This is a genomic window from Paenibacillus sp. IITD108, from assembly GCF_036541265.1.
Taxonomy (GTDB): Bacteria; Bacillota; Bacilli; order Paenibacillales; family Paenibacillaceae; genus Pristimantibacillus.
This window is the reverse complement of record NZ_JAZHCT010000010.1, coordinates 15,405-28,017: the sequence shown is the minus strand read 5'-3', so window position 1 is coordinate 28,017 and position 12,613 is coordinate 15,405. Positions and strand designations below refer to the sequence as shown.

The following is a 12,613-nucleotide window of genomic DNA, read 5'->3' as shown; positions in this document are numbered from 1 at the left end:
AAAAAAAGCTAGCTTGTGTTTATTTTTATTAACTTTCAACTACGATAGCCTGCAGCTGCGCTTCTATGCATAAGCGGCTGGCTGTAAAGATATGCGTTTGTGTCATCGCATTGTCCGTTCCGTCAATGCAATCTTTTATAAAAGCGCCGAAGAATGGATAGCCAACTTTGCCGGTTACTTCAAAATGCTGCTCTCCCTGCCCGTTAACCAAATAAACATGATTTCCTGTTGACCTTGCAGCAATATCGATATATTTGCGCACTTCTATGTAGCCGTTTGTACCCATGATTAGAACCCGGCCATCCCCCCAAGTGCCAAGACCTTCCGGAGTAAGCCAGTCTACGCGAAAATAGAAGGTTGCCCCGTTATCAGCCACAAGTGTTGCATCTCCGAAATCCTCAAAGCCTTTATACTGCTTAAAGTGATAATTAGCTACCTTGCTGTGCAGCACACGGGCGTCCTTCGCTCCGGCATAATGCAAAAATTGCTCGATTTGATGGCTGCCGATATCGCATAGAATGCCTCCATAGCGATCATGCTCAAAAAACCAATCCGGCCTTGAAGGCGCATGGATGCGGTGAGGACCTGTGCCAATTACATTGACGACGCGTCCAATCGCCCCATCCTCAATAAGCTGGCCCGCGAATACAGCTCCCTCGACATGCAGGCGCTCACTGAAATATACGCCCCATTTCAGCCCGGTTGCCGCCGTTTTGCGCTCCGCGAGCTCAATTTGCTCGAGTGTAGTAAAGGACGGCTTATCGGCAAAATAATGCTTGTCATGCTCCAGCGCGCGAAGCCCTATACCGCAGCGCTCGGAAGGAATAGCCGCAGAGGCAATTAATTGCAGCTCATTATGCTCCAGCACCTCTGATTCGGAAGCAGCTATTGCGGCTTGCGGGAATTTTTGCTGAAAGCTGGCAAGCTTGTCTGAATCCGGGTCATAGACGATGACCAGCTCGCCGCCTGCCTCCAATAGGCCGTTGCACATGCCATAAATATGGCCATGATCCAGTCCGATCACGCCAAACTTAAATTCGCCTTCCGCAACGACACTGCTTTTGTTGCCTTTCGGCGCATAATTCATGCCATCTTTTTTATCCATCCTGCCCGCTCCTTACTTTTCATCACCCGTTGTAATTTCATTGCTTGCAAAGCTGGTTACGCTGCTCGTTTTCTCATAAAAATATTTGGCGTTCTTAATAATTCCTTCTCTGCTGTAAAATGAGCTGCTGCTGCCTAGCGGCAGCTTCACCGCTTGCCCCGTGCTGGCTGATTCGTAAATAGCTGTAATTAGCTCAACCGTTTGCCGTCCCTGCTGCCCGTCAGCAAGCAATGGCTTCTCGCCTTTAATAGCTCTTGCTATATCATAGATTTGACCCGTGTGGCCTTCATACTGCAGCTCAGGCAAACTGTTGTACAGCTGCTGCAGTTTCTCTTCGAGTTCATTATTTACTTCAGGGAAACCGTTTGGCTTCGAAATCGAAGCATTTACTTTCCAAGGTGCGGACACTCTGGCCTTTTTCCCTTGAAAAATGAGCTGCTGCTCCTGTCCGTGATGTACGACTGAGCTAGTAATTTGCGCCATGCTGCCATTGTTGTACCGGCATACGGCAATCGACAAATCTTCTACTTCAGCGTTATCGTGCGACGTATTGCTCATCAGCGCGGTTACTTCTTGCGGCATGCCGTTCATCCATTGAAAAATATCAATATGATGCACAGCATGATTAAGGGTGCAGCCACCGCCTTCTTTTTCCCAGGTGCCTCTCCACCATAGGTCGTAATAGCTATGCCCCCTCCACCAGAAGGAATCGACCTGTGCATGGACAACCTGTCCAATGAGCTGGCTGTCAAGCACCTGCTTTAGCTTCATCATTGGCGTTCGGAAGCGGTTTTGTGCAACTACGGACAATAGCTTGCCTGTTTCAGCAGCTGTGCGGTTCATCGCATCGCATTCCTCCAGCGAGGAGGCCATCGGCTTCTCTACCAGCACATGAAGGCCTGCCTTCATCGCCGATATGGCAAGCTCAGCATGCGTATAAGGAGGCGTACAAATCGATACTAGATCAATGTCCCCTCTTGCGAACAGCTGTTGAACATCTTGATATATTTCGCAGTTCAAGCCGTACTCCGCTGCCGTTTGCTGTGCTTTTTCTAAATAAATATCGCATAGCGCTGCAATTTCATAATGCTCATTAAGCTCTTTGTAAGCTTTAATATGAGAAGGAGCTATAGCTCCAAGTCCAATAATCGCTACCTTAATCATGGCTCACCCTCCTATTAATGTTTCTAGAATTAACCCTTCAAGCCGCTCGTGCTGATTCCTTCCACAATATAACGCTGAAAGCTAAAGAATATGATCGTTACAGGCAATAAGCTTAACGTTGACATGGCAAACAATGCGCCCCAATCCGTAACGGCTTCAGGGTCCGAGAACATTTTAAGCGCCAGCGCCAGCGTGTATTTCGTCGGGGAGCTCAAGTATAACAACGGCCCCATGAAATCATCCCATCTCCAATAAAATGAAAAGATAGCGCAGGTCATAAGAGCGGGAACGATAAGCGGAATCGTAATCCGGTAAAAAATTTCAAAGCGGTTGCAGCCGTCAATTCTTGCCGCCTCATCCAGCTCATACGGAATGGATCGAATAAATTGCATCGTCAAAAACACAAAAAATGGAACGCCGAAAAACGTTGGCAGTATGAGCGGGTAATAAGTGTTGATCCAGCCGAACCAGTTGAACATAATGTACTGCGGGATCATAATAACCTCGAACGGAAGCATCATCGTCAGCAGCATGCAGACGAACCAGACGTTACGCCAAGCAAAACGGATTCTAGCGAAGCCGTATGCAATGAGCGTTGAAGAAATAATGCTGCCTATCGTAGATACGATAACGACAAAAAATGTATTTGAGAAAAAAGTAGTAAAGGTAATGCCGCCAAAGCCTTTCCAGCCGTTTACATAGTTTTCAAAGTGCCAGCCCTTTGGAATTAACGACTGTGCTTCAACAAACACCTGCGAGCTTTCCTTAAGCGAGCTGCTGATCATCCATATAAGCGGATAAAGCATAAAGGCTGTCAGAATGAAGACTGTCACTTGACGAGTAATTTTAGTCGCTTTGCTTTCAATCATCACTTGTCGCCTCCTGACTCGTAATGCACCCAATGCGCGGAGCTCTTGAACACGAGCGCACTGAAAATTGCGATAATGATGAGCATGATCCAAGCCATTGCCGATGCATAGCCCATCTCAAAATAAACGAAGCCGCGCTGATACATATAAAGTACATAGAGCAGTGTGCTGTCGAGCGGCCCGCCCTTCGTTATAACAAAGCTGGATGTAAAGGACATAAATCCGCTTATTAATTGCATAATGACATTGAATAAAATAACCGGCGTCAGCAGCGGAATCGTTATTCTAGTAAACTGGTACCATTTATTGGCGCCATCCACACTGGCTGCTTCGTAGAAGGAAACCGGAATATTTTTTAGCCCCGCTAAAAAAATGAGCATGGTTGATCCGAACTGCCAGCCATACAGCAAAATGAGCGTCCATATTGCCGTATCCGGATTGCCGAGCCATGAGCTGGTCGGGAGCCCCAGCATGCCCATAATGCCGTTAATTGCACCTTCATTGCCGAACAGCTGCTTCCACATGACCGCAACGGCAACACTGCCGCCTATGATGGAAGGCAAATACAAAGCCGTCCGGTAAAAGCCCGCCCCTCTTATAAGCCGCGCCAGCAGCATAGCTACGCCAAGTGCAAACAATAATCGGAAGGGAACTGCTGTAAAAACATAAAAAAAGGTTACTTTTAGCGAAGTCCAAAACTTCTCATCATTGGTAAACATTCGAATAAAGTTATCCATGCCGACCCATTCCGGGGCGCCAAGCAGATCATATCTGGTAAAGGATAAATATAAGGACATGCCGATAGGAAACACATTAAGCGCAATAAATCCGATTAAAAAAGGAGAAATAAACAAATAGCCGGACAAATTGGAATAGCCTTTGCTACTTTTAACTTTTTTGATGTTATTGCTCGCTGCCATAAGATCACCGCTTTCTAGAGCTATGCACCGCCTGATTATGCTGCGCCCTGAATTCCATAACGAATTCAGGGCGCAGCTGCACAGCATATTCCGTTATTATCTGGACAAGATTTGCTCCGCTTTCTTTCTAAATTCCTTTGCGCCCTCGGCAGGCGTCATTCTTTCATACAACACCTGCTCATCAATCTCTTTCAGCGCATTCATAACCTCTGTTGCTGATTTCGGATGGTTTTTGTCAATCGGACCGCCATGCTTTGTTAAAAACTCTACATATTCAAACGCCTGCAAAGTAGCATCGTCCACTTCGCTCTTCAGCGCTTCTTGAATTTGTGAATTGACAGGAACGCCGCGATCAGCACGCAATACTTTACCGGCCTCAAGATCATTTACGAAGTAATTGATAAATTTGGCTGCCTCTTCTTTATTTTTCGAGCTTTCCGGAATCGAGAAGAACATGCCCGGACGAAGGAAACCGCCGTACTCTCCTGTATCACTTGGCAGCGGACCGAGCTTAAGCGGACGCTTGGCGCTTTCGGAAGTGCCCGCGATGCCGCTTGACCAGCCGAATTCCATGCCCAGCTTGCCAAGCACGATCAGCTTATTTTCCGGTGTATCATGCTGCATATTAACATCAAGCGTAGGCGCAAGCCCTTCCTTGATCCAATTCAGCTTAAGCGCCAGCAAGTTCTCGATGATGCTGTCATCCTCATAGCCAAGTGCCGTTCCATCCTGATTAAAGATGCGCGCTCCATGCTGGCGAAGCACGATTTCAGCTACGTTATGGATTTCCATATTATGAACGCCGTAAGGCGTATTCTGCTTCATTTTTCTGGCTGCCTCTGTAGCATCTGCCCAAGTCCAGCCCAGCTCCGGCTCCGGAACGCCGGCATTTTTGAACATTTCCGCATCGTAGATCGTGCCATAGCCATTCAAGCCAAGCGGAATTCCGACCAGCTTGCCGTCTAAGCGGCCAAGATCAAGCACAGCATCATCAATATGCGACACATCTATTAAACCGCTTTCAATAAAAGGAGTCAGATCCGCCAGCAAGCCTCTCTCTGTGTACTGCGTCAAATAATCGCCGAAGTTTTGATTCATGACGTCTGGCAAATTGTTTCCTGCCGCTTGCGCAGCCATCTTTTCCCAATATCCAGCAAAGCCTGAAAATTCGGGTTCAATTGTTACATGGCTGTTTTGCTCTTTATACATGCTGATTACTTTGAGCGTATCGTCATGGCGGGCCTGTGATCCCCACCAGCTTACACTAAGCTTGACTTCTTGATTTGAATCTTTGCCGCTGTTGCTGCTCTGTGGCTCGGCACTGCTGCCAGCCCCTCCTGTATTGGCGCCTCCGCAGCCTGTCAGCATCGCAGCTGTTGTCATGACTGATACTAACGCGATGCCCCATCTTTTTTTGAACACGTTATACCCTCCTCTAAGTAGCTTGCTTTATGTTGCTTGTGCTCATTATAGAATGAGAGCAGCGCGTAAAGAACCCATAAATCCGTCCTAAAAGGTTAAAAAAACAGTCTATTGCAGCCCGCGTTTTTTGTATTCGGAAGGGGTATAGCCTGTCTCCTTTTTAAACACCTGGCTAAAGTATTTGGGATTGTTGCCAAAGCCGACCTGCTCTGCAATTTCATTCATTTTTATATCCTCTGCCTGATCGATCAGCTTCTTCGCCCGATCCATCCGCATAATGACGATGTAAGACTTAAAACGATGGCCGGTATGCCGGCGGAACAGCTTCCCGATATAATCCGCATTCATATACATCATTTCATTAGCCAGCTTATATAGAGAGAATGATTCATCGGCTATATTTTCTCTAGCGTAGCGCAGCATATTTCTCACAATGTCATTGTGAGCATTGTCGTCATCGTTAAAAAACTGCTCAATGATTTGCTCTGCTGCATCCTTTATCCAGCTTTTCATTTCCACGAGCGTCTGAAGCTCCTGCAGCTCCATAATCTGCTTATACAATGACTCCTGCTCATTGGCGTCAGCTTGCTTGATTACAGCCATATACAGCGCTGCCGCTTCTCTCTTGATCTGCTCGATTGAAAAATTGCACTCTGCCATTGAAGCAAACGACTGCTCAACCAGGCCGGTTGCCGTCAATAAGTCGCCGCTGCGAACAGCCGCCGCCAGCTGCTTCAAATCTGCCTCCTGCAATGCGGCATTGTTATCTTCAGCCTCGCTGACTGATCCGCCGGTGATGTGCTTGCCCCCTTGAATTTGCGGTTCCTCCGCAATCACGCTGCCCTCGCCATAGAAGAAATGGTGCTTCAAGGAAAGCTCGGCTTCTTTATACAATCTGCGCAGCTCGCCTACTGCTCCAGAACGGCTGATCACGGCTAAAGCTTTGTACTTGTAATAAGCTTCAAAAATTGACGTCGCTTGCTGATGCACAGGAATAAGCTCGCTATTTTGCTGATCGTTTACTGCAATTACGACCTTTCCGTCAAGCAACGTGCTGAGCAGAAAGCTGCTTGTCCGCTCCAGCAATTCTACTAATATATTTTTCAGCGCAAACAAATACATATGCTCGCTCGTCCGCTCAATTTGCAGCACAAGCAGCTTTACGGCCTCCGGTGCCTTCGACCGGTGATTCATTTGGATATGTTCCGCCCATTCCTGCTCGCCATAGCTGCGATTGATCAGCATTTCGCGCAAAAATTGCTCCTCGGCATGCGGCTTCACTTTTTCAAGCTGATACATCGTTTGCTGCAGGTCGCTTTCTTTTTTATGCTCGATGGCAATTTCCTTTGTCATACAGTCGAGCACGGTGGAAATTTTTTGCGGATTGCAAGGTTTCAGCAAATAGTGCTGTACGCCAAATTCCATCGCTTGCTTCGCAAAATCGAATTCCTCATGGCCGGACAGTATAATGAATTTAACTTTAGGTTTAACATGTTTCACCTTTTTGATCAGCTCCAGGCCGTTCATAATCGGCATTTTTATATCTGTAATAATAATGTCTGGCGTCTCCTGCAGCACCATATCATAAGCCAGACTTCCATTCATCGCTGTGCCAATCAAGGCTGTACCAAGCTTTTCCCATTCAACCAGCATCGAGATGCCCTGCAGTATCGTTTTCTCATCATCCACCAGTAAAACCTTAAGCATCCTGCTCACCTTCTTTGTAGGGAAGTATGATCGTAACCGAAGTCCCTCTGTTTAGTTGACTGTCAATTCGCGTCTGATATTGCTCGCCGAACATAATGGCCAGACGCTCGTTAATATTGGACATGCCAATGCCCGCTTTTTTTGAGCGCACCTCTCCATTTCGCAGCCCTTGCAGCACTTCCTGCTCCATGCCTGAACCGTTATCCCGGATCAAAATTTTGATTTCCCGTACTGAAAAATCGTCAGCTGGCGGGCTAAGCAGCTGGACAGCTACCTCAATCGTGCACGGCTCGCTCATCATTTCGAGCGCATGCTGAATGGCGTTTTCGACCAAAGGCTGAATCGTCAGCTTAGGTATTAATGCCTGCATAGCCTCTTGATCTGCTTTGAGCTTAAATATTAATCTTTCGTTGAAGCGATGGCGCTGAATGGTAATATAATCCTTCACAATTTGCAGCTCTTCTTCCAGCGTAATCAGCTGTTTTTTCTTGCTTATAATACTGCGGAACATTTGTCCCAGCGCTTCCACCATTTCAGCGATTTGTGATTGCTTATTGATGTGCGCCATCCAGTTGATCGTATCGAGCGTATTGTATAGAAAATGGGGATTGATTTGCGCTTCAAGCGCCTTATATTCCGTTTCTTTGATAACAATCTGCTTCTGATAATTTTCTTTGAACAGCTCGTTTATTTTTTCCAGCATAATTCTAAAGTTACGATGCAATTGCCCGGTCTCATCCATATTTGCAAAGGAATGATGCGTATCTGGGACATCAAAGCTCCCCCGCTGCACCATTTTAATTTTTTCAGTAAGCGCTGCAAGCGGTTTCGTTATGCTGTGGGCTGTTATACGGGTTGCAATTATAACGATCACAAACAAGGCAACAAACAGTATCGTAACGAGTGAGCGCAGCTCTTCCGTTTTTTGGGCAATGGATTCATACGGCAATATATTATAGTAGGTCAATTCATCATTGCTTTCAGATTTTAAGTAGGAAACCAAATATTTGGCTCCGGCAATTTCCTCGATCGTGTAGCCTTTATTGCTATGATGGAAAGGGAACTGCCTTTCCTCAAAAAAGCCCTGCTGCGAGGAATAAACAAACCGGTCCTGCTGGGCGACAAAAAACAGCTTGCTGCCCGATAAATCCAGCTGCTGCTTGACCAGCTTGCCCATATCAATCCAGGCCATCAGCACTCCGTAATGCTCCAAATTTAAATTTTCCATTCCTTTTATTTGCCTGACCGCAATTAAATGCTGCGATTCCGGCGCACCGTATATCCACCTGTTTTCACCTTGCCCGGCAATAGCGACCTGCTCCATATCCTCAGGCGGATCAGCAATGCTGTACAATACGGTATTGACGGCAGCCCCGCGGGAATCTACGATCCGCAATGACGAAATGTAGTTTTCCTGATGCATAAACAGCAGCAGTCTGTTGGCCAGGTTTTCTTTATTTTTAAAGCTTTCGTACGTAGCATTTTCATCAAGCCTTTCGCTCAAATATTGCTGGATCCGCGAATCCGTACTAATTTGAAACGACAGCTTCTCTACCTTTTTCATCTCATTGTCGATCGTTTTAGAAGCAAGCTGCAAAATCTCTGCCGATTCCGCATAAATCTGGCTTTCATAGCTCTCTGCAATCGTATGGAAGGCAGCGAGCGTAACTGCGCACACAATTAGCATCATAATACATTGAATAACAAAAAACTTTTCTTTAATTTTAAGATTTTTCAGCAAGATGCTTCACCGCCTGATGCAAATATCGGCTTATTATACCATAACGAAAAGGGGAGCTGTCCCGCGGCAGCGCGGCTGCATGCGAAACAACTCCATATGGTGCTAATCCAATTCTGAATAGCGAAAATAGTCAAAATCGGCATGCTTCATTTCGCCGCTTAAATCCTGAGCGCAAATGCCGATAAAGGTGCCCGTAAACCGAATGTAATCGGAGCATTCATCCGATAGATGCACGATATCGAGCGAAGGCCCGACAGGCTGCCATTGCTTGCCTTGCTCTTTGTACATAAAGCTCGCTTGATCGCGATTGATTTTCAACTTCAAACCTAATGGGCCGCTGCCAATCGGTATATCCTGCTCAAGCAGCTCATTGTAAACGCCATTAATGGACTGAATAAGTCCAAGGACGGTACCAAGCTCCTCGTGATGAGTAACGCGCAAATAAATATAGTCGCGGATATCGTAATAGACAATCAAGCCTGCCATTTGCTGAAAATGCTCAGGGGCAAATTCCAGCTCGGTTTCCGCTTCGCAGTACATCGACTGCTGCCGGCGTGCAACAAGACTTTGACGATGCGTAGAGCTCATCGACTCGCGGCCTCGAAGCCGCAAATAGCCGGGCCGTTCCGTCAGACTCAGCCATTGCTCCTCAGCTGGCACACGCAGCGTGCACCACTGCAGCCCAAGCGCATCGTCATTGAAATGATCCGTCTCCGGCTGCACTGGAAATGGATAGGCAGGAAGCTGCGGCGGCTGCACCTGCTCAAGTGGAGAGCCTTCTCCTTCAACGGCTAGCCAGCCGTCTTCCATCCAATAGCAGCGCTGAATCGCAGTTTCACGGCCGAGCGTGCAGAAGCGCTCTCTTGTCGGTCTGCCGACAAGATGAACCATATACCATTCGCCCGTTTGCGTTTCTACAAGACTAGCATGTCCCGCCTTTTGCAGCAGCAGCTCCGGCCTTCCCGCTGACGTTAAAATAGGATTTTTCGGATCCACCTCATAAGGGCCTTCAAGTGAAGCTGCACGAGCCATCGTTACAGCATGCTCATACTGTGTACCGCCTTCTGCAGTCAATAAATAATAATAGCCATTGCGCTTGTACAAATGCGGCCCTTCCGTAAGACGCAGCTCCGTACCCCTGAATATATTTTTTTTCGGTCCGATCAGGCGCTGTTCAGCGGCAGAATACTCCTGAAGCACGGTGCCGGCAAAGGAATTCGTGCCTTTGCGGTGATCCCACAGCATATTGACCAGCCATTTGCGTCCGTCATCGTCATGAAACAAGGAAGGGTCGAAGCCGCTGCTGTTCAAATATACCGGCTCTGACCAGGGACCCATAATGTCCGCAGCCGTAACTAAATAATTTGGCGTATCCTTGAAGGCGCCCATCCGGCTCTTTACATCCGAATATACGAGATAAAAAATACCATCAGAATAGCTTAAACAAGGCGCCCATACTCCCCCGGAATCGATATTGCCTTCCATATTAAGCTGTGAGGCACGATTCAGTACCGTAGTAAGCGGCCGCCAATGGACCAAATCCTTGGAGTGATGAATGAGCACCCCAGGAAACCACTCGAAGGTGGACGTAGCGATATAATAATCATCGCCTACACGAACAATAGAAGGATCGGGATGAAATCCGCGCAAAATAGGGTTGCTGATCATAGCCTTCTCCTACCTTTCATCATTTTCGGTCGTTGCTTGTTTATCCGCCATCGCCTGCATGCCTGCTTCCAGCACCTCAACTATGCGGTCGACATCATACACGCAGCCTTTCCAGGTACCGCCGCTGGCAGCCTGCAAAGCTGCCCATAGCCGTGTATCATCCGGCAGATCCGGGTCCTTCGCGAGTTCAGGATGAGCCTGACGCATCGCCAGCAAGCCATCGCCGATTTCCTTCGATTCCGGCTGATCGCCGCAGCCTACCAGATGAATATGACCTTCAAGCTTGTTCAAATCTATGAAAATATCGATCCAATCCCCGTCGCGCAGCTTGCCGATTGGACCGCCGGCAAGCGCTTCAGGCCCGATATGGCCTATGCAGGCTCCTGTAGACACACCTGAAAATCTGGCATCTGTCAGAAGTGAAACCTCTTTGCCGAAAGGCAGATGCTTCAGGGCTGACGTAAGCTGATACGTTTCTTCCATTCCAGTACCGGAAGGACCCCTTCCGATCAGCACCATGATGTCTCCTGCTGCAATGCCTTGATTTTTGATGGCATAGATCGCAGACTTCTCTGTCGTAAATACTTTGGCGCGGCCAACATGACGGAAAATGCCATTCGCATCTACTTTCGAAGGATCGATAGCTGTTGATTTAATAACTGAGCCTTCAGGAGCGATATTGCCGGAAGGGAACGTAACAGTAGAGTTTAGCCCTGCTTGCTTGGCACGCTCTGGACTAAAGATGACGCGATCCGGGTCAATTCCTTCATGCTCCTGCAAATGCTTGCGCATACGGTATCTGCGCTCGGACTGCTCCCACCAATCGAGCGTCTCTCCGATCGTACTGCCCGTTACCGTAAGCGCCTGTTCATCAAGCACGCCCAGCTTGCGCATATGCAGCATGACCTCGGGCACGCCGCCTGCCAAAAACGCCATTACTGTCGGATGATGCTCAGGTCCGTTCGGCAGTACGCTGACCAGTCTTGGCACGCTGCGGTTTACTTCCGCCCAATCTGCAGCTGTTGGAACAGCCAGACCGGCAGCGTGTGCAATGGCGGGGATATGCAGCAGCAAATTGGTTGATCCGCCAAAAGCGGCGTGGACTGCCATCGCATTAGCAATCGCCTGCTTCGTAATGATATGGCCGGTCGTCAGTCCCGCATCAGCCATATAGAGTGCAGCGCGGGCTGATTGGCGGGCCATTTCCTCCCAGATCGGCTGCCCGGAAGGCGCGAGCGCTGCATGCGGCACTGTCATGCCCAGCGCTTCCGCTACAACTTGGGCGGTTCCGGCCGTGCCTAGAAATTGGCAGCCGCCGCCCGGGGTAGCGCATGCTCTGCAGCCGAGATCAGCCGCCTCCTCCAATGAAAGCTCGCCATGCGTATAGCGCGCCCCGATCGTTTGAATTTTGCCGGCATCCTCGCCATGCGTCGGCGGCAGCGTTACGCCGCCGGGTACGATTACGCCTGGCAGCTGTGTCGAGCCAGCAAGCGCAAGCATCATGGCGGGCAGTCCCTTGTCGCAGGTGCCGACGCCGAGCACTGCCGCCCGCTGAGGCAAGGAGCGTATGAGGCGGCGCAATACGACTGCCGCATCGTTGCGATACGGCAGCGAATCGAACATGCCCGTCGTGCCTTGCGAGCGCCCGTCGCATGGGTCGCTCACATAGCCGGCAAAAGGAATGCCTCCGCTCTTCGTTATTTCTTTTGCCGCTGCCTCCATTAGAAGGCCGATCTCCCAGTGTCCGGTATGATAGCCGAGCGCTATTGGATTTCCCGCTTCATCCCTTATTCCGCCTTGTGTGCCGAGTATTAATACTTGCTTGCCAAGCAGCCGGGCTGGATTCCAGCCCATGCCGACGTTTTGGGTCAATCCGAACAAATCGCCGCTTGGCGAATTTTTAAGCATTTCCGGCGTCAGCGGCAAAGCGCCGGCAGGCCCGGACGCATGCGTATAAATGCTATAAATGCTGTCTGAAGCTTCTCCCATAATGCCCGCTATTTTTTCATTCATGTCG

The 12,613-nt window shown here is 48.7% G+C and carries 9 protein-coding genes; all 9 read right to left on the bottom strand.

The window, feature by feature from the left end; genetic code table 11:
• Positions 1–28: 28 nt before the first annotated feature.
• The 9 genes from V1L65_RS10950 to V1L65_RS10910 all read right to left on the bottom strand — a co-directional run bounded on the left by V1L65_RS10950 (position 29) and on the right by V1L65_RS10910 (position 12,609).
• On the bottom strand, positions 29–1,105 hold the full coding sequence (locus V1L65_RS10950) for a Gfo/Idh/MocA family protein (RefSeq protein WP_331699184.1): 1,077 nt from the start codon (positions 1,103–1,105) through the stop codon (positions 29–31).
• 12 nt (positions 1,106–1,117) lie between these two features.
• A complete protein-coding gene (locus V1L65_RS10945; protein ID WP_331699183.1) occupies positions 1,118–2,269 on the bottom strand; it encodes a Gfo/Idh/MocA family protein in 1,152 nt (383 codons plus the stop codon).
• A gap of 29 nt (positions 2,270–2,298) precedes the next feature.
• Positions 2,299–3,138 (bottom strand): carbohydrate ABC transporter permease, encoded by an 840-nt coding sequence (locus V1L65_RS10940; RefSeq protein WP_432499611.1) that lies wholly within the window; start codon positions 3,136–3,138, stop codon positions 2,299–2,301.
• Entirely contained in the window at positions 3,138–4,058 is a 921-nt protein-coding gene (locus V1L65_RS10935) for a carbohydrate ABC transporter permease (protein ID WP_331699182.1), read from the bottom strand. Before V1L65_RS10935 ends, V1L65_RS10940 begins: the two co-directional genes overlap by 1 nt.
• 96 nt (positions 4,059–4,154) lie before the next feature.
• On the bottom strand, positions 4,155–5,480 hold the full coding sequence (locus tag V1L65_RS10930; protein WP_331699181.1) for an ABC transporter substrate-binding protein: 1,326 nt from the start codon (positions 5,478–5,480) through the stop codon (positions 4,155–4,157).
• A gap of 108 nt (positions 5,481–5,588) precedes the next feature.
• The gene (locus tag V1L65_RS10925) at positions 5,589–7,187 is read right to left on the bottom strand and encodes a response regulator (protein ID WP_331699180.1); all 1,599 of its coding nucleotides are present in this window, start codon (positions 7,185–7,187) and stop codon (positions 5,589–5,591) included.
• Positions 7,180–8,928, bottom strand: coding sequence for a cache domain-containing sensor histidine kinase (locus V1L65_RS10920; RefSeq protein WP_331699179.1), 1,749 nt, complete (start codon positions 8,926–8,928; stop codon positions 7,180–7,182). The genes V1L65_RS10925 and V1L65_RS10920 overlap by 8 nt, the downstream gene beginning before the upstream one ends.
• Positions 8,929–9,030: 102 nt before the next feature.
• The gene (locus V1L65_RS10915; RefSeq protein ID WP_331699178.1) at positions 9,031–10,596 is read right to left on the bottom strand and encodes a glycoside hydrolase family 43 protein; all 1,566 of its coding nucleotides are present in this window, start codon (positions 10,594–10,596) and stop codon (positions 9,031–9,033) included.
• Positions 10,597–10,605: 9 nt separating this feature from the next.
• The gene (locus V1L65_RS10910; RefSeq protein WP_331699177.1) at positions 10,606–12,609 is read right to left on the bottom strand and encodes a YjhG/YagF family D-xylonate dehydratase; all 2,004 of its coding nucleotides are present in this window, start codon (positions 12,607–12,609) and stop codon (positions 10,606–10,608) included.
• Positions 12,610–12,613 lie beyond the last annotated feature (4 nt).

Bases quoted from the DNA above. Each gene is read 5' to 3' on its own strand.
- V1L65_RS10925 (WP_331699180.1), bottom strand. From the start codon at position 7,187: ATGCTTAAGGTTTTACTGGTGGATGATGAGAAAACGATACTGCAGGGC.
- V1L65_RS10950 (WP_331699184.1), bottom strand. From the start codon at position 1,105: ATGGATAAAAAAGATGGCATGAATTATGCGCCGAAAGGCAACAAAAGC.
- V1L65_RS10940 (WP_432499611.1), bottom strand. From the start codon at position 3,138: ATGATTGAAAGCAAAGCGACTAAAATTACTCGTCAAGTGACAGTCTTC.
- V1L65_RS10935 (WP_331699182.1), bottom strand. From the start codon at position 4,058: ATGGCAGCGAGCAATAACATCAAAAAAGTTAAAAGTAGCAAAGGCTAT.
- V1L65_RS10945 (WP_331699183.1), bottom strand. From the start codon at position 2,269: ATGATTAAGGTAGCGATTATTGGACTTGGAGCTATAGCTCCTTCTCAT.
- V1L65_RS10910 (WP_331699177.1), bottom strand. From the start codon at position 12,609: ATGAATGAAAAAATAGCGGGCATTATGGGAGAAGCTTCAGACAGCATT.
- V1L65_RS10915 (WP_331699178.1), bottom strand. From the start codon at position 10,596: ATGATCAGCAACCCTATTTTGCGCGGATTTCATCCCGATCCTTCTATT.